This is a genomic window from Limnothrix sp. CMB-01 (assembly GCF_055193175.1).
In genome coordinates this window covers 3,326,787-3,343,230 of record NZ_CM143720.1, presented here as the reverse complement: position 1 = coordinate 3,343,230, position 16,444 = coordinate 3,326,787, and the positions used below count along the sequence as shown (strand labels likewise).

Below are 16,444 nucleotides of genomic sequence, written 5' to 3'. Positions count from 1 at the left end.
TGAAGTTATCGCTGTTGAAGTGATCATGATGAGAACGGTTTAGAGAAATTGCCAAAGTCAGAGGGAGCCACCATCCACCTGATAGCATGACAGAAGAAGTCTGAAGGAAAAGGCTGCCGTGGATTTCAGCGCGATCGCAACGCCCATTACCCAGCAAGCGACCCAACACCCTTGGCTCACGGCCGCGGTGCTGAACACGCTATTGCTCACCCTAGTGGCGATCGCCCCCAAAAAACTGCTCACGCCGGCCGGCATTGTCCATGCTTGGATTTTGGGTGTGTTGGTGTGGGGTTGCATGGGCTGGCCGGGCTATGCCGTGGTGGGATTTTATTTTTTGGCGGGGTCGGCCGTCACTCGGGTGGGTTTGGCCCGCAAGGAAGCCGCTGGCATTGCCGAGAAACGATCGGGCGCAAGGGGCCCGGAAAACGTTTGGGGATCGGCCCTGGGCGGGGCCCTCTGTGCCGGGGCGATCGGGCTGTTGTCCTTAGCTGCTGACCAGGCGATCGCCCAAACCTGGATCCCCCTTCTCAGTTTGGCCTATGCCGCCAGCTTCAGCGCCAAACTCTCCGACACCTGCGCCAGCGAAATTGGCAAAGCCTATGGCCGGCGCACCTTTTCGGTGATTTCCTTTCAGCCCGTGCCGCCGGGAACCGAAGGAGCCGTCAGCCTGGAAGGAACCTTGGCCGGTTTTGCCGCCTCGATCGCCCAAGCCCTTGTGGCCTGGGGTGTGGGCTTAATTTCTCCCTTCGGAATTTTGGGATGCGCAATCGCCGCATTCCTGGCTACAACAGTGGAAAGTATTGTGGGCGCGACTTGGCAGGAGCAGCAACCGTGGTTAACAAACGAAGTCGTGAACGGTCTGCAAACCCTGCTGGCGGCCCTGCTGGCGATCGCGATCGGGTGGCCGGCGATCAGCCCGATCAGCCCCTAGACTCGCCCGCCAACCCCAACTCCCGCAGCCTTGGGGCCACGGCCCAAACCGCGATCGAAAAGCATTGGGCCAAGGCCGGTCGCCACGAAGCCGCCGTCCTCAAAGACCAGAATCCTGAAGAGCTACACCAAATGCGCGTGGCCCTGCGACGGCTGCGATCGGCCATTGTGGGTTTTGCCGTGGCCATTGACCTGCCCAAACGAGCCAGCGAGCGGGCCGTGGGGCAAGTGGCCAGAATTTTGGGAGAACTGCGCGATTTGGACGTAATGGACGAAGCCTTGCGCGATCGCTACCTGCAAAACCTGCCCCCGGAAGAACAGCCCCTTTTGCAAACGGTTCGCGAAGAGCTGGCCGGCCAACGCCAAAAAGCCTTCGGTCGCGTCAGCAAAACCCTGCAAAAACGCGAATGGCCGGCCATCAACACAGCTCTGGGGCGTTGGATTGCCCAACCGCGCTTGCGACCCGCCGCCGATTGGCCCGCCGTGGTGGTGGTTCCCGATTTGCTGTTGCCCATTTTGTCCCACTGGTTAATGCATCCCGGCTGGTTGGCGCAAACCGAAGGGCGATCGGTCACGGATCTTTCGCTGTTGGAGTGGGCGGTGATCCATGACCTGCGCAAGGTGGCCAAGCGGGTGCGCTACCAAATGGCCCTTTTTACCGATTTCTATGGCAGTGACTACGAGCAATTGCTCGACACCATTGGCGATATCCAAACCGTGTTGGGCGATTTGCAAGATATCGCTGTGCTGGAAAACTTTTTGGTGAAAACGATCGGGATTCAGTGGGCCACCGATGCGCCCGTTTGGGCTGGCTTGCTGGAACAACAGCGCGATCGAGCCTGGGAAAACTGGCTGCAGCTCCAGGAGCAGTTCGATCGCCCCAATCAACGGGAACGGATCCGAGACGTGGTAAATCGCCCCCGCCTCAACTCCTAACCATTGGCTGACTGCCTTAGTCGTTTCAAGCCTTACAAGGAATTGATCCCTTAAGCTGTGCCATCCTCGCCCAGACCATACCAACCTTGGAGATAGGTTTGCAGCATGGTGGCGGCCGTTGTGCGGCTGGGGGCCCGATCGGGCACAGACCACCACCCCCAGGCGCGATCGGGCGATCGCCAAAAAGCCTGATGGGACAAGGGTGGATCAGCCCAAAACTGCGCCCGCCCGGGCCCCAACCAAGCGGAACTGCGGTGCGTCCATTGATCGTGGCTGAACCGATAAATCGGCAGTCCCCCCGGCAGCGCCACCCCCCAACCATCCCAGGCAAACACCGCCCGCACTCGCCCACCGCGCCGCTGCCAAGCCTGGGCGGCTCCCAAGGCTGCCACCACGCCCGCACTGAAGCCAATTAGCCCGATCGCCCGTTGGGGATCGATCGCCCGCAGCGCCTCCAGCACCCGATCGCCCTGATAGGTGGCCTCCCAAATCACCAAGGGCTGGGGCCAGGCGGATTTCCAGGTGGCTGCTAAAAACTGTTCCGTCGCCGATCGATCCGCAAAGCCGGGACAAATGCAACAAATCGGCATGGCGGCCTGGGTGCGTTGGGGCTGAGGTCTGGGCGCTTGAGCCTCGCAAGTCAGTGGAGCGTCATTTTGAGGGCCATGGAGTTGAAAATCAGGGGCTTGATCCACCCCATTGCAACAATTGCCAGCGCTCCAAGCATTTGCATACTTATTTGAATTTTCCATGGAGATTGTTATCCCATTTCCCATTAATGTTTGCGTTTAATGATCAAGCATTACAAAAAGACAAGAAATCTGTTCAAGATCTCCAAAGAAACTTGTCTTCTTCTCAAGAATTTCCCTCAACTGGTTCCGATTGACCAACTGAAATCTGATTCCGCTTTCATAATAGAAATGAATCCCCCCACGAGGCATTTGTTGTGGCTGCGTCTTCCCAAAAGTCTGAAGGTCAATCCCCCCTGATGGCAACCCCAATCAGCGCGATCGACCCATCAGAAGTCGAAATCGGGCCCGGCGATGATCGGGTAGCCGTTTTGCTGATGGGCTATGGCGAAGTGGAGTCCTATGCGGATTTTGCCAATTACAACGAACAGGCTTTGAACCTGTTGACTGCCAAGTTTGCTCCGGTTCCCCAGTGGGTTTATCCACCCCTGGCGAAATTATTGGCGGCCTTTGATTTGCATGAGTGGAGTCACCAACATGGTCAATTTATTTCTCCCCACAATGCAATTTTTGAGCGCCAACGATCGGGCATTGAGCAAGCACTCCAACAACGTTGGGGCGATCGAGTCTCGGTGTTTAAGGCGTTTAACTTTTGTCGTCCCCATTTGCCCGAGCAAGTTTTGGCAGAAATTCGCGATCAGGGATTTAGCAAGTTACTGATTTATCCCTTACTGGTAGTGGACTCCATTTTCACCAGTGGGATTGCCATTGAGCAGGTGAACCGGGCCTTGAGTCAGTTAACCGATGGCGACACCCATTGGGTGCGATCGATGCGCTATCTCCCATCGTTTTATGACCAGGCTAGCTATATTCAACTGCTGGCGAAGTTGGTGAGCGAAAAAATTGATCGGGACTGGCGATCGCACTTTTTGCCATCGCAAATTGGGATTGTGCTGCTGAATCATGGTTGTCCCCATGAAGCCAAGGGATTTGTGTCAGGAATTGCCGAAAGCCAAGCCCTGTATGAATCGGTGCGTCGGGAGCTGATCACTCGCTATCCCCTGATTTCGATCGGCTGGCTCAATCACGATACGCCCATGATCGATTGGACACAGCCCAATGCTCAATTGGCTGCTCGCAATTTAATTGAACTGGGAGCCAAGGCAATTTTGATGGCCCCGATCGGGTTTGCCACCGAAAACCATGAAACATTGCTGGATGTGGACCATATTTTCCTAGCGCTCCAGCGTCAATATCCTGAGGTGGTTTATCAACAATTACCCTGCGTGAATGATCACCCTGAGTTTTTGACCATGGCAGCGGATTGGGTTGATTCTCTAATTACGGAGTTATTGGCAGAAACCAGCGCTGTGATTCATTTTGCTGGGTTCGATCGCTCCAGCCTCGATTCCGAGCATCATCACCACCAAAGCCATAGCCATGATCACAATCATGATCATGGGGACAATCACAGTCATGATCATGGTGGCAACCACAGCCATCATCATGGCCATTCCCATGATCACGCTCATCATCAACATTCCCATCATTAAGGTTTCAAATTCAGCGACAGTTGCAGAATTGAAGCGGGATGATTCGGTGTTGGAATTGGCTCGGGGCTGGTGGTTTGGGCTGGGCAATATTGTTTGTAATGACACTGATCGCAATGGGTTCCGGGATTGGGCTCCCAGGCGCGATCGGTTCGTAATCGCTGGGCCAAGTCTGCAATCACCGCCTGGGCTGCGATTAGCCGTTCTTCGGTGACGGGAATTCGCACCGATTCTCCGGGCCGCAAAAAAATGAGGTTGATGTATTTCAACTCTCGTTCCCATTGTTGATTGATGGCGATCGCGTAGAGGCCCACTTGCATTGTGAGCTGATCGAAATCTGGCTCCACAAATTGCCGCGAGGTTTTGTACTCAATTAGCTCAAGGGAATCTAAATCAAACCAATCGAGGCGATCGAGCCGACCCGTGAGGGCAAATTCCAAATCATTGATTTGTAATCGACCTTGAATTTTTGCCTCCGTGGCCAGGGGTTTGAGGAAGCGATCGCTCGGTTCAATCCAGTGATGGAAATAGCGCACCAAAATATCGTAGCCCTCAGCAATTTGGCGCTCCGTGAGGCCAGCGGTTTCCTGAGTCCAGCAAGCATCAATCCAACTGAGTCCTGGTTTTTGGGGATAGCTATAGTCCCAATCGCGGTAAATTCGCGTGAGTGCTCCATGGAGCGATCGCCCCAGGGCCGCGCCTCCAAAACCCGCCGTCGGAATTTTATATTCATAGCGAAATTGATATCGAGCGGGACAGGTTTGGTAGGTGGTTAATTTGGCCGGTGAGAGTCGATAGGACATTTGGCTTCAGAGGGCTTCAGAAAAACCGGGAATTTTTGACCGCAGGATCTATCACAGGATCTACCGCAGAATCTATAGACTAAATAAGAATTGGGAGCCGATGCTTAATTTCGGTTAGATTTGCTTAGATTTAAGGCATAGCTTCAATTTTAAGACCTCCAAAATGGCCATGGGAATGCGAGCGATCGGGTTAATGAGCGGCACCTCCGTTGATGGAATCGATGCGGCATTGGTGGAACTGTCGGGGACGGAAACAGACTTGGAGGTGAAGTTGCTCCGTTCCGAAACCTTTGACTATCCAGCGGCCTTGCGATCGCAAATTTTGGCGGTTTGTGCCGGTGAATCCCTGTCCATGGCGGCCATGGCCCAGTTGGACGACGCGATCGCCCGGGAATTTGCGGCGGCCGCCAAAACAATCCAAACGGCCCAACCGGACTCACAACCCATTCGCTTCATCGGTTCCCACGGACAAACGGTGTTCCATCGCCCACCCCAAACGGCCGACGAACAACCCTTGGGCTACAGCTTGCAGTTGGGTCGCGGCAGCGCGATCGCCCACTGGAGCGGCATCACCACCGTCAGCAACTTTCGGGTGGGCGACTTGGCCATGGGGGGCCAGGGTGCGCCGTTAGTGCCTCGGGTGGATGCTTACCTGTTGGGGGATGAGCAGGAATGTCGCTGTGTGCAAAATATTGGCGGCATTGGCAATGTGACCTATCTCCCGGCTCGGCGGGGGTTTGCCAATTTGACGGCTTGGGAGGGGGCCGTTTGGGGTTGGGACACGGGGCCGGGCAATGTGTTGGTGGATTTGGCGGTGCAACATCTAACGGACGGGGCCCAAACCTTTGATCGCGATGGAGCCTGGGCGGCCCAAGGACAAATTTCAGATCCCCTGGTGGCCCAGTGGCTGGCGGATCCCTTCTTTAGTCAGGAGCCACCCAAGTCCACGGGACGCGAGCACTTTGGCCCGGACTGGTTGGCCCGCAGTCGCCAAGCGGCGATCGCCCTGGGTCTGTCCGATGCCGATTGGTTAGCCAGCCTCACGGAACTGACGGCCCGTTCCATTGCCGACAGTTACCGCAACCACTTGCCCCAACTGCCCGATCGGGTCTTGGTCTGTGGGGGCGGCAGTCGCAATCGCACCCTCTGGGCCCGTTTGCAACAGCATTTGGGATCAATCCCGCTGGAAACCACAGATCAATGGGGACTCTGTGCCAGCAGCAAGGAGGCGATCGCCTTTGCGGTTTTGGGCTACTGGCGACTGCTCGATCGCCCCGGCAACCTGCCCGCCGCCACGGGAGCACGGCAATCCGTACCCCTCGGCGAGGTGTGGCCCGCCCCCAGCGCAGGGTAAACTCGATGACAGGTTCGTAACAAAACATTTCAAATCTGAGTTTTCCCCTGGAGGCCCCACCCTTGGCAACCCCCACCGGATTCGGCAAGCCCAAAGCCCAACCCAAAGCAAAATCGAACGATCGCCGCGCCGCCGCCGCCAGTCAGCTTGATGAGATGCGATCGAAGGGAATGCCGGAATTTGAAGTTTACGTGCGGGTCAAAGACCAGAAACCCTGGTACCCGGTTGGGGCCTTGGCGGTGAACCGCAGCAATCAAATTAACCAGGCTATCTTTGCCAATGAAAATGACCTGCGCCAAGGGGCGTTCCGTCTTTTTCCGCGCCTGAAAAAACAGCAGGGCAATTTGGAATATGGCTATCGGATTAAGGCCTACAAGGACGATCCGATTACCCTTGCGGTTCAACCCACATCGGTGTTGCCTGGGCCACTGCAAGGGGCGATCGACCAAGTGCGGGAAGGTCTGGGCAGTTTGGTCAGTCGGTTCACGGCTCGCCGCTCCTAGATCCTCATTTCCTAGCCTAAGACACAGGTTCAAACCGGCCTCAAGACCTGGGGCGATCGGGCAGTGACCACCACTGGGATCGCCCCCAGGATCGACCATCAACGCAATTTGGCTAAGATGGTGGCCTACAGAAGCATTGGACTCTTTCACCAGGAGAGCGATCGGCATGGCCCAACCCGTTCCGCCCGTCATTTTGGCCCCCGTTGAAGATTTGGATCGCGAACGCCAATGGCTGGAGCAGTCCCTCGCAAACCTCCTCGACTCGGAATATATTCCCGAGGCCGTGAACAGCCAAATTGCCCGCGTAGCTGCCAATGCCTATATCCGTCAACGCATGGAAGGCGAGGATGATATTGATGGCATTGCGATCGCGATTTTGACGGAAATGCAGGGGTTTGACTTTTCCAAGAGCTTTTTCAGTGAATTTGCGATCGCCAATGCGGTGAGTGAGCTACTGCTCGATCGGATGGGCATTGAACCCTGTTGTGGTCGCGGCCGCTTTGATCCGCCGGCCGCTGCTTAGGTGGCTGCTTGGGTATGAATGGGTTGCGACTCGGGCGTTGCTGCCAGCCAGCCGCAACCCTGAGCACCAGTCCACGGAAAAAACCAATCTTTCGATAGGATGGGAAGGCAGAAAGGTAACCGCCAAAGACCGCCCCACCCATGACCGCGAAAGTATTGGTTGAGAAGAAAAAGCTAAAGAATCCGCCCCTTGAGATCCACACCCTGGGCGATCGGGTGCTGCGTCGTCCGGCCAAGCGCGTGGCCAAAGTGGATGCTGAAGTGCGCAAAATCGCTGAAGACATGCTGAAAACCATGTACAGCGCTGACGGCATTGGCCTCGCAGCTCCCCAAGTGGCGATCGACAAGCAAATTATTGTGATTGACATCGAGCCAGACAAGGCCGATGTGGAACCCCTAATTTTGATCAACCCCGTGGTGAAGTCCGCAGGCGGCCCCCTGGAATGCGACCAAGAAGGTTGCCTCAGCATCCCGGGAGTCTATTTGGATGTGGAGCGCCCCACCCAAATTGAAGTGGCCTACAAAGATGAAACGGGCCGCCCGCGCACCCTCAAGGCCGATGGGCTTCTGGCCCGCGCCATTCAGCACGAAATGGATCACCTGAATGGGGTGATGTTTGTCGATCGGGTCGAAAACGAGCTGGCCTTGACCACAGCCCTCAAGGAAAAAGGCTTTGTCTATGGCGATGTGCGTCCTGTGCGCTAATGCGGAGGAGCTGCGCCAACCGATTTCACACCGTGGCCTAGCCCAGTAACCGAAGTTGCTGGGCTAGGGCCGGAATTCCCAAACCTGCGGGATCGAGAGGATATCAGCCAGGCCATTTCAAGAAAGCCATTTCAAGAAGGCGATCTCAGGCCAGTTCAGGCCAATGCTGTCCCAGATTTTTCAGCAAAAATTCAGCAAAAATTCGGAGCAAATCAAAACCCATGCTGACTCCTAAGAGTGGCTTATTTTTGGCGATCGCCTGCGTTGCCGCGATCGCAGCGGTGGGCTGTGTATTTGAACTCACGTCCGGCGAACCGGAGTTGGGAACCGTCACCACGGGAACCATTCTGGGCTTGAGCATCCCTGTCACGATCGCCAGTTTCTTTGGGGCCATCAAAAACGCCCAGCAGGATTAGGGCTAGCCTGTCCCATCGCCCGCAACCCTAGCCCCTAGGAGCCAGTTCTCGGCAGGCTACCTTCGCGCGGCAGCATTGTTTTGGTGGCTCGGTTCGTTTTCGCAATCATGTAGTCGATCGCTCCGGCCAGATTCGGGGCGATCGCGTCGGGTTCATACCCTTCCAGGCGATCCCGATCGCGAATTCCGCTGAGCACACCCACGATCGGGATTTGAGCCGATCGAGCCGCCGCAATATCCGCCTCCGTATCTCCCACCATCCAGGTCAGGGCTGCGGGCGGCAACTCGCCCATGGCCTTGGCCATGAGTTTGGGCTTGTCTTCCACGTCGCGGGTTTTCACATAGTCATTCGGCAGGCAATAGCGGCGATCGGGTGTGAAGAACCGAGCCAATCCACACCGCTCCAGCGCTTCATCCAATTCCCGCACCCGGCGCATCGTCATTACCACCAGTTCCCAGCCCATGTCTTGGGCCCGCTCCAGTGCTTGGATTGCACCGGGAACCGGTTGATCCAGCGACATATATTCCATGCGGTGAACCGTGTCCCGCCGCAGTTGGGCAAATTGGTCTGCTTGGGTTCCATCCAAGCCCGATCGCACACCAATTTCAGCCTCTTTGACTTGGGCCCGTTTCAGGTTCCAAAATTCCCGCTTGGACAAACGGTGGATTTCCTGACCCGATCGAGCAATTTCCCGCAAACAGTATTGATAGACCTGGTAATACCGTTCTGAAACATCCGCGATCGGGCCGTCGAAATCCGTAATCAGTCTCATATGCTACTAGTGACCTGATGATGGACAAGCGAATTTCGCAATCAATTTGCAAACTGATTGCCTTGGCTCACCCTTAGGTTTGTTAAGAGTTGTAATGAAATCTATCTAATGACAATTCACCCCATTCGTCAATTGAAAGGGTCGTTATAATCACCGATCGTTCATCGAAATATTCAATGGCTTGATCCAAGATTGCTTATTTTCATTCTCAATAGCCCTAATTTTTAAGCAGTTCCCGACAGCATTTCTGCGCCCTAGACTGGCGCTGATTCCCGATCGTTACTGTCGATCGCCCTTGCCGATCGTCACTGCAATCACGCGCAGCCATTCCCCATTGACCTAACGCAGCGGCACGATTCACGGCGGTCACGGACGCTCAAAATTCACAATGATCATTCACCACTAAAATTCATATCGAGTTCGAGTTATCAAAACCGGTTAAAAATTTGGCACAAATTCGCGCTCAATGAAGCGGCAATTTGGCAGTAACTCCCCCAGAGTCTGGCGCTGATTTGCCCAAATGTGCCTGCGGAGCCAGCCCTAAACGGTCAAATATTGCGCGTTTGGCCATGATCGATCGAGGGGATGCTCCTACGACGTGATCCCCTGAATTTGCGGCTCAGCCCCGATCGGGCGGCCGATGGTCATTTGAGCCATGATCGGGACTGTTACGAAACATTTCAGAAATAATGCTAATATGAAGTTGCCCTTAACAAGTTCCAGGGCAACCCCCCAAAAGTCACGCTTTTAGACCCCCACTTCACCAAGTCTTTACGCAAAAACGGCAAATTTTATACGTTTCTTTAACTGGGTCTGGCTTAGACTTTTTAAGCTGAAATCGAGGCAAGGGGAGTGTATCTTGCAATGAGCCTTGAAGTATGGCCTGCTCTCACGTCAAATCTCGATCGCACGAAGCGAAATTACCCCAAAGCCTCATCGGTTTTCGCAACAAATCGGTTGTTTTTGTGCCCAGCCAAACAGGATCTTGGTTTGCAGCTTGTCCGCTGTACCTGTTGAGACATCATCTGAGTCTCTGAAGCATTGCTCAACCTGACTTGAACGGTTTTTCCAAAACGGCTACCCCCATTCATCAATTTTGGTCGGTGGCTGCGGCATCCAAACTCGGTGTGCCCCCTCTGCAATCACGACGCTTCAGCGTCACTTGTTAGCTTTCTTCAACTTTCCAGATGTTCCAACTTCTCCAATTCCTTCGTGACAGCATCGATCGCATTGAAATCCGCGATCGGGAAATGGCCCTTTTGATCTATCGCCTCATCCCCAGCCAATGCCCCTTCGCTCGGGACGTGAAGTTGTTTGGGCGCTTGTTGTTTCGGATTCCGCCCCTGTGCAAGCTGAATCCGCTCTATGAACAGTTGATGGGGCTGCGATTCCGCGCCACTTGCTATTTGGTTGACCAATGCGGCATGGATCTGCTGGCTTTGGGTTAACCAACGCTGGGCTAATCAACGGTTCACCAACTAACCAGCGCACCAACTAGCCAACAATCAAAGCCATAGCCGATCGCCCAACAGGGCAATCACGCTGCTCGCAATGGGCACGGTGAGGTTGTCGATTCCCCACTTGGAGAAGGCTTCCAACCCCGTTGCCAACCCGGCAATTCCCAGGGCGATCGCCCCAGCCGGCCAACTGAACCCTTGGGTGCTAAACAAAATACTGGCGGCCACCAGAAAACTAACGATGGCCATGGTGGCACTACCTTCCCAACTTTTGGTGATGCCGCCTAATTGATATGGATGGCGGCCAAACCGCTGCCCCACCAAGGCCGCCAACCCATCACCCCAGGCCATGACCAAAATGCCCAACGCTGCATATTGGGGGCGATCGGCCGGCCAGCAAAGGGCAATGACAAGACCAATGCTGATGGCATAAAACAGCGTGCCCAAACTCCGGCGACCCACGCCGTTCACGCTGGGGAGCAGGGGCAGGTGATAGGACAGCCAAGCTCCCAAGGCGGCCAACAGAGAGGCTGTGATCCCCACCCAGGACGGAATTTGCAACCACCAGGCCAAGAGCAACACATGGCCGGTGCTGATATGTACCACTTTGCGACCCACTTCGGGCCCCGCAACCTGGCGGCGATAGAGCCATTCAGCGGTGAAGATGGTGGCTCCCAACCAGGCGGCCACTAGGGCGATCGACCCCAGCAAAGAGGGTGTGAGGTTGAGGTGAGGATCAAGAAAAGACATGGGAGTTGCAATGCAGCCGAACCCGATCCACTCTAGCCTGGATTGCGGCGCTCCCGATTTCCCCGGCTGGGGGCTGAGGATTGACCAACCGCCCGGTCAGCTTCGCTCGCAACTCAGCTAGCGGCGACGGCCACTGCTGCCAAAACCACTGCGACGACTGGAAGATCCCGAGCTACGCGATCGCTCCCGCGCGGAAGAACCGGACGATCGAAAGGTGCTGCTGCCAAAGCCGGCCCCGGTCGATCGGCTGCCATCGCGGCTTGGGGAACGGGTGGCGCTGGACGGCGTGGCGGTTGTGGTGGAGTCAGGGGTTGTGCTGGGCGTGGCGGCCGGAGATGAACCACTGGTGTTGGAACCAAAGCCACTCGATCGGGAAGTGGGGCTGGGGCTAGGGCTGCGGGTGGGGCTGTTTGCTGGCGAAGGTCGCAAATTTTGGGTGGTGCGGAAGTTGCGATTTTGCACGGGCGCTGGGGGAGCGTTGTAGCGCTGTTGGTATTGCCCGGCGGCCTGTTCATAGGTTCCGCCATAGCCGCCAAATCCCGTCAGCACCGATCCCGATCGATAGGGCGGCGGCACGTAGTAGTAGGGCTGATAAAAATCGATGTCAATTTCCAACTCCCCACCGCGCTGCATCGGTTGCCAGTAGGTAGGTTGCAATCCCGCCTGTTGTACTTGGGTCGGTTCACCGCTCAACATTTCAATTTTGAAAGTGGGTAGCAGATGCAACACCGGAGAACTCGTGGGGCTGCTGACGGCCAGATAGCTGGTTTTGCCCGCTTTGGCTTCAGCTTCCGGAATCTGAGCCATTTGCAAGTTGCTGATCCGGTAGGGACTCATCCCCGGCGGCGCGTTCAGCAACATGAGGGTATATTCCCCGGTGCTGTTGTTGTAGCTGGCCTGTTGCACGGGATAGTTACCCGCCACCGCAGGCGCAGCGGCCCTTTGGTTGACGATGCCATTGTTCGTCGAGCTGTTGGCATTGTTGGCATTGTTGGCGGAACCACCGCAGGCCACCAAACCACCCCCCAGGGCGATCGCCAAAGCCAGCACAGTGAAACGCCGGAGGGCCACCGATCGCGATTGAGACCAAGCGGGAGTCAAAGAGTCTGCCAACAACCAATGAGAAACCATAGCAACCACATCAATCAACCATCATGACTCTACAAAACTTTCAGGATGGCTAGCAATGGCGGAAATTAGTGATGACCGATGGCCGGCTATTGCGGCCAGACGAGTCCTGATCGCCCCACCGCCCGATCGCTTCCCGATCGCCCAAGGATTAAAAACAGCAAAACAGCAAAACGACGGCTCAGCACAAAGACTGAAGCCGTCGAGAGAGGAGAAAAGAAATGAGACGATTAACGCGGCTGAAATTCAGCTAAAGGCTTTTGCAGTTCAAAACCAGCCCCTACTTTTGAGTCACCTGCTTGCTGGTATACGCATCCATGGCGTAGGCATAGGCGGGGCGGCGCTTGCCGTAATCGATCGAGGAACCCGTGATCGCTTGAGCCAGGGTTTCAAATTCTTGGGAATTCCAGTTGCGCGAGTGGATCGGTTTGGTCTGCTCGCCCAGGAAATAGGCTTGGGTTCCGAGGACGACGGCTGCGAGCCAGCCGATCGCGAACAGTGCGATGAGTAAAACCATGACAACCTCTCGGGGTGATCGCAACGCTTTGTTGCCTTATGTAAATAAATGTAACAACATGTTTACGATCTGTCAAGCAAATCCCTTGGGACGGTTTTCCTCGCGTTGCCTCACCGTGCCCAAAGTCAGCTAATCCCGCCCGTTCAAGGGTTTCTGGTGACGGTAATGGCCGGGTTTGATCCCTCCAAAGTCCGGTTTTTTGCCCCGAGCCACCCAAGGCAGCCCATCAAAAAGCGATCGGCCATGGCCGATCGCTGAGGAACAAAAGCCCGAATTCTGAGAATCTGGCTCAAATTGTTAAAGAACATTGCAAGCTTGGGAAGCGGAATCAGCCCCTAGGACAAGGCCGCCTCCAGGCGATCGTGGGCGGCCGGTTCCGCCACGGGCGTTAGGATCCCCAGTTCCGATTCGGGGATTCCCAGCAGGTTGCCGTAAAGCTTCACGTATTCGATCGCGGATTTTTCCCAACTGAAATCTTGGCCCATGGCCCGCTGCTGCAACTTGAGCCATTCCGCCTTGAACCGGAAGGCTTCCGAAGCCCGCACCATGCAGGTAAACAAATCCAGCGGTTCATAGCGATCGAAACAATAGCCCGTGCCCGCTTGGCCCACGGGATCGTTATGTTGCACCGTGTCCACCAGGCCGCCGGTTCGCCGCACGATCGGGATGCAACCATAGCGCATGGCCAGCATTTGGCTGATTCCGCAAGGTTCAAACCGCGACGGCATCAGGAACGCATCGCACCCAGCATAAATCCGGCGGGAAAGGGCATCGTTGTATAGCAAAAAGACTGAAACGCGGCCAGGATGGCGGGCCGCCAGTTCCCACATCTGGGTTTCATAGTAGCGATCGCCCGTTCCCAGCAGCACAAACTGCGAATCGGTGTAGGCCAAGAAGCGATCGATCGTTTGCATGATCAGATCCACCCCTTTTTGTTCCACCAACCGCGACACCATCCCCACCAGGAACGTGTTGGCATTGATCTCTAAGCCCATCTCCTCTTGCAGGGCCACCTTGTTCAACCGGCGATTCTCGATCGTCTCGGCCGTGAACGGTTTGACCAAAGCACGATCGGTGGCTGGGTCGTAAACCTCCGTGTCAATCCCATTCACAATTCCCGACAGCTTGCCGCTAATCCAAGACATCAACCCCTCCAACTGCTCGCCATAGGTGGGGGTTTGGATTTGGTGGGCATAGGTGGGCGACACCGTGGTGACCCGATCGGCATATTGCACCGCCGCCGCCAAGGTGTTGTGGCCCTGCATATACCAAGGACACCAGGTCATTTGCTCCAATTTCCAGCGCCAAGGCCCTTGATAAGCCAGGTTGTGAATCGTAAAGACCGTCGAGATGTCCGGCGATTGGTGCATCCAAACCGGAATCATGCCCGTGTGCCAATCGTGGCAGTGAATAATCTGAGGTTTCCAATAGTTCCAGGCAAATTCCGAGGCGGCATTGGCAAACAGGGTAAACCGCCAATCCTCGTCATCACCGGCATAAATGCGCCGCGGCCAAAATGCCGGATGCCCCATTAGGTATAGGGGAACATCGGTTCCCGGCAGGGTTGTTTCATAGACGGCAAACCGCTGAAACATGGCATCGCTCCACCAAATTGGCTCCTTGGGCGCGTCCACTAACTTGTCAGCGATGAAGCCATAGAACGGCATAAAGATCCGCACGTCGTGGCCCATGGCCCGCAACACCTTGGGCAACGCACCAACCACATCGCCCATGCCACCCACCTTGGCCAGGGGAGCTACTTCAGCGGAAACAAACAGGATTCTCATGGGGCGATCGCTTCTATATAGAGATCAGATGCTATGCAGGGCTGTAACTGTTTTACCAGCGGTTCGGTGTTTTGGGAGTGCTTATTGCTGCCGATCCCCACCGATCCCCTGAAGCCGATCGCCCCGTGGGGCCCCATCAGGCAGTCACGAATTTTGCAAACCGGGTTTTGTGCGCCCGTCCATCTTGCTTATTGCGAAAATCAGCACATTTTTGCCCGATCTCAGCCGCTGGTTTCCCCGATCGCCCTGGTTTTTTCAAACCCTGGCCAGCCGCACAATGACGGGCAATTCAGGATTTTGTGATTCAAGATGCAGACCACCTCGCCAAAGGTGGGTATCCTAAAATTAGAGAACGCAATGATTTCGAGTTTTGATATTTCTTTACTAATTTGCCGTCAAAACTGCAAAACGACTTCAAAATTCGTTACTATAGAGTTTCCTCAGTTGCCCAGCGGTCGTTCGCGGAGCCGAACTGCCATGAAAAAAGACCCCACAGCTACGGATCTCGTTCGCGCCTACCTTCGTGAAATTGGTCGCGTTCCCCTGCTCACCCACGAGCAAGAAATCGTCTTGGGCAAGCAGGTACAACGCCTCAACGTTCTGCAAGAGGAAAAAGACAAGCTGACCCTGCGCCTGGGCTATGAACCCGGCTTGGCGGAATGGGCAGCGGCAATCGGCTTGAGCCTAGATGAGCTGAAAGCCGCCATTCGCGAGGGCGATCGCGCCAAACGCAAAATGGTGGAAGCAAACCTGCGCCTCGTGGTGTCCGTTGCCAAGAAGTACATCAAGCGAAATGTGGACCTTCTGGATCTGATCCAAGAGGGCACGATCGGGATGCAGCGCGGCGTTGAGAAGTTTGACCCCACCAAGGGCTATCGGTTCAGTACCTATGCCTATTGGTGGATCCGTCAGGCCATCACTCGGGCGATCGCGGAAAAGGGGCGCACCATCCGCCTCCCGATCCACATCACCGAGAAACTGAACAAAATCAAAAAAGCCCAGCGCACCCTGTCGCAACAACTGGGCCGCAGCGCCACCATCGCCGAGTTGGGCGACGAAATTGGCCTCTCTCCCAAGCAAATCCGGGATTATCTGGAACGGGCCCGCCAGCCCCTGTCGTTGGATTTGCGAGTGGGCGACAACCAAGACACGGAACTTGGTGAGCTGCTTGAAGACGAAGGGCCCTCCCCGGAGGAATTCGCCACCCAGTCTTCCCTGCGCGGCGACATTGAAACCATCATGGCCGACTTGACCCCCCAACAACGGGAAGTGCTTTCCCTGCGCTTTGGGTTAAGTGACGGTCAGGCACTCACGTTGGCCAAAATTGGCGATCGCCTGCAAATTAGTCGCGAGCGCGTCCGCCAAATTGAACGCGAAGCTCTCACCAAGCTCCGCAAACACAAGGCAGACATCCGTGAATACCTAGCCAGTTAAGGATTTGGTGCTCATTTGTTGCTGAACTTCTGTTGCTGAACTTGAGTTCGTTTCTTAATCGACCATTTATATTACTATAGTACGCTGGGTCAAGTTGATCCGGCGTATTTTTTGGCTTTATAGGGAACGGGGCGATCGACGGCCTCGGGGGACTTGGCGTGGAGCGAAATCCGGAGGAAATATAAAATCTT

17 protein-coding genes are annotated in these 16,444 nt (G+C 55.5%); 10 read left to right on the top strand and 7 right to left on the bottom strand.

Features of this window, described 5'->3' with window-relative positions:
• Positions 1–145 precede the first annotated feature (145 nt).
• Together ACZA91_RS13925 and ACZA91_RS13920 are read left to right on the top strand one after the other, a co-directional pair.
• Positions 146–931 (top strand): TIGR00297 family protein, encoded by a 786-nt coding sequence (locus tag ACZA91_RS13925; RefSeq protein WP_099532579.1) that lies wholly within the window; start codon positions 146–148, stop codon positions 929–931.
• Entirely contained in the window at positions 832–1,866 is a 1,035-nt protein-coding gene (locus ACZA91_RS13920) for a CHAD domain-containing protein (protein WP_463182832.1), read from the top strand. The genes ACZA91_RS13925 and ACZA91_RS13920 overlap by 100 nt, the downstream gene beginning before the upstream one ends.
• Before the next feature lie 50 nt (positions 1,867–1,916).
• Here ACZA91_RS13920 and ACZA91_RS13915 read toward each other — a convergent pair whose 3' ends face one another.
• Entirely contained in the window at positions 1,917–2,456 is a 540-nt protein-coding gene (locus tag ACZA91_RS13915; protein WP_463182830.1) for a hypothetical protein, read from the bottom strand.
• Between the two features lie 395 nt (positions 2,457–2,851).
• On the opposite strand from ACZA91_RS13915, the gene ACZA91_RS13910 reads away from it, so the two are divergent.
• On the top strand, positions 2,852–4,108 hold the full coding sequence (locus tag ACZA91_RS13910; protein WP_463186447.1) for a ferrochelatase: 1,257 nt from the start codon (positions 2,852–2,854) through the stop codon (positions 4,106–4,108).
• On the opposite strand, the gene ACZA91_RS13905 is transcribed toward ACZA91_RS13910, so the two are convergent.
• Positions 4,105–4,908: a RecB family exonuclease gene (locus ACZA91_RS13905; RefSeq protein WP_190355234.1), complete on the bottom strand. Its 804-nt coding sequence runs from the start codon at positions 4,906–4,908 to the stop codon at positions 4,105–4,107. The genes ACZA91_RS13910 and ACZA91_RS13905 overlap by 4 nt on opposite strands.
• A 163-nt stretch (positions 4,909–5,071) precedes the next feature.
• On the opposite strand from ACZA91_RS13905, the gene ACZA91_RS13900 reads away from it, so the two are divergent.
• From ACZA91_RS13900 to ACZA91_RS13880, 5 genes are all read left to right on the top strand, one after another.
• Entirely contained in the window at positions 5,072–6,262 is a 1,191-nt protein-coding gene (locus tag ACZA91_RS13900) for an anhydro-N-acetylmuramic acid kinase (RefSeq protein ID WP_463182828.1), read from the top strand.
• Positions 6,263–6,324: 62 nt separating this feature from the next.
• The gene (locus ACZA91_RS13895; RefSeq protein ID WP_099532538.1) at positions 6,325–6,765 is read left to right on the top strand and encodes an HHL1-like protein; all 441 of its coding nucleotides are present in this window, start codon (positions 6,325–6,327) and stop codon (positions 6,763–6,765) included.
• A 166-nt stretch (positions 6,766–6,931) separates the two neighbouring features.
• Positions 6,932–7,288 (top strand): hypothetical protein, encoded by a 357-nt coding sequence (locus ACZA91_RS13890; RefSeq protein WP_099532537.1) that lies wholly within the window; start codon positions 6,932–6,934, stop codon positions 7,286–7,288.
• 140 nt (positions 7,289–7,428) lie between these two features.
• Positions 7,429–7,992 carry a peptide deformylase gene (gene def, locus ACZA91_RS13885; protein WP_099532536.1) on the top strand — a complete coding sequence of 188 codons (564 nt, stop codon included), beginning with the start codon at positions 7,429–7,431 and terminating at the stop codon, positions 7,990–7,992.
• 221 nt (positions 7,993–8,213) lie between these two features.
• The gene (locus ACZA91_RS13880) at positions 8,214–8,408 is read left to right on the top strand and encodes a hypothetical protein (protein ID WP_099532535.1); all 195 of its coding nucleotides are present in this window, start codon (positions 8,214–8,216) and stop codon (positions 8,406–8,408) included.
• A 34-nt stretch (positions 8,409–8,442) separates the two neighbouring features.
• Here ACZA91_RS13880 and ACZA91_RS13875 read toward each other — a convergent pair whose 3' ends face one another.
• On the bottom strand, positions 8,443–9,180 hold the full coding sequence (locus ACZA91_RS13875) for an HAD family hydrolase (RefSeq protein WP_463182823.1): 738 nt from the start codon (positions 9,178–9,180) through the stop codon (positions 8,443–8,445).
• Positions 9,181–10,367: 1,187 nt separating this feature from the next.
• Between ACZA91_RS13875 and ACZA91_RS13870 the strand changes: the two genes are divergently transcribed.
• Positions 10,368–10,628 (top strand): Mo-dependent nitrogenase C-terminal domain-containing protein, encoded by a 261-nt coding sequence (locus tag ACZA91_RS13870; protein WP_099532533.1) that lies wholly within the window; start codon positions 10,368–10,370, stop codon positions 10,626–10,628.
• Between the two features lie 57 nt (positions 10,629–10,685).
• Here ACZA91_RS13870 and ACZA91_RS13865 read toward each other — a convergent pair whose 3' ends face one another.
• The 4 genes from ACZA91_RS13865 to glgA form a co-directional block, all read right to left on the bottom strand.
• Entirely contained in the window at positions 10,686–11,387 is a 702-nt protein-coding gene (locus ACZA91_RS13865; RefSeq protein ID WP_463182817.1) for a diacylglycerol/polyprenol kinase family protein, read from the bottom strand.
• A 117-nt stretch (positions 11,388–11,504) separates the two neighbouring features.
• On the bottom strand, positions 11,505–12,518 hold the full coding sequence (locus tag ACZA91_RS13860; protein ID WP_463182815.1) for a hypothetical protein: 1,014 nt from the start codon (positions 12,516–12,518) through the stop codon (positions 11,505–11,507).
• Positions 12,519–12,795: 277 nt separating this feature from the next.
• Positions 12,796–13,032: a photosystem II protein, Psb35-related gene (locus ACZA91_RS13855; RefSeq protein ID WP_463182812.1), complete on the bottom strand. Its 237-nt coding sequence runs from the start codon at positions 13,030–13,032 to the stop codon at positions 12,796–12,798.
• Between the two features lie 335 nt (positions 13,033–13,367).
• Positions 13,368–14,819 (bottom strand): glycogen synthase GlgA, encoded by a 1,452-nt coding sequence (gene glgA, locus ACZA91_RS13850; protein WP_190527587.1) that lies wholly within the window; start codon positions 14,817–14,819, stop codon positions 13,368–13,370.
• A gap of 477 nt (positions 14,820–15,296) precedes the next feature.
• Between glgA and ACZA91_RS13845 the strand changes: the two genes are divergently transcribed.
• Positions 15,297–16,253: an RNA polymerase sigma factor, RpoD/SigA family gene (locus tag ACZA91_RS13845; RefSeq protein WP_099532528.1), complete on the top strand. Its 957-nt coding sequence runs from the start codon at positions 15,297–15,299 to the stop codon at positions 16,251–16,253.
• The last annotated feature ends 191 nt before the right edge of the window (positions 16,254–16,444 follow it).

Excerpts from the sequence above, each read along its gene's own strand:
- ACZA91_RS13915 (WP_463182830.1), bottom strand. The coding sequence starts at position 2,456 with ATGCCGATTTGTTGCATTTGTCCCGGCTTTGCGGATCGATCGGCGACG.
- ACZA91_RS13905 (WP_190355234.1), bottom strand. The coding sequence starts at position 4,908 with ATGTCCTATCGACTCTCACCGGCCAAATTAACCACCTACCAAACCTGT.
- ACZA91_RS13900 (WP_463182828.1), top strand. The coding sequence starts at position 5,072 with ATGGCCATGGGAATGCGAGCGATCGGGTTAATGAGCGGCACCTCCGTT.
- ACZA91_RS13890 (WP_099532537.1), top strand. The coding sequence starts at position 6,932 with ATGGCCCAACCCGTTCCGCCCGTCATTTTGGCCCCCGTTGAAGATTTG.
- def (WP_099532536.1), top strand. The coding sequence starts at position 7,429 with ATGACCGCGAAAGTATTGGTTGAGAAGAAAAAGCTAAAGAATCCGCCC.
- ACZA91_RS13880 (WP_099532535.1), top strand. The coding sequence starts at position 8,214 with ATGCTGACTCCTAAGAGTGGCTTATTTTTGGCGATCGCCTGCGTTGCC.
- ACZA91_RS13875 (WP_463182823.1), bottom strand. The coding sequence starts at position 9,180 with ATGAGACTGATTACGGATTTCGACGGCCCGATCGCGGATGTTTCAGAA.
- ACZA91_RS13870 (WP_099532533.1), top strand. The coding sequence starts at position 10,368 with ATGTTCCAACTTCTCCAATTCCTTCGTGACAGCATCGATCGCATTGAA.
- ACZA91_RS13865 (WP_463182817.1), bottom strand. The coding sequence starts at position 11,387 with ATGTCTTTTCTTGATCCTCACCTCAACCTCACACCCTCTTTGCTGGGG.
- ACZA91_RS13860 (WP_463182815.1), bottom strand. The coding sequence starts at position 12,518 with ATGGTTTCTCATTGGTTGTTGGCAGACTCTTTGACTCCCGCTTGGTCT.
- ACZA91_RS13855 (WP_463182812.1), bottom strand. The coding sequence starts at position 13,032 with ATGGTTTTACTCATCGCACTGTTCGCGATCGGCTGGCTCGCAGCCGTC.
- glgA (WP_190527587.1), bottom strand. The coding sequence starts at position 14,819 with ATGAGAATCCTGTTTGTTTCCGCTGAAGTAGCTCCCCTGGCCAAGGTG.
- ACZA91_RS13845 (WP_099532528.1), top strand. The coding sequence starts at position 15,297 with ATGAAAAAAGACCCCACAGCTACGGATCTCGTTCGCGCCTACCTTCGT.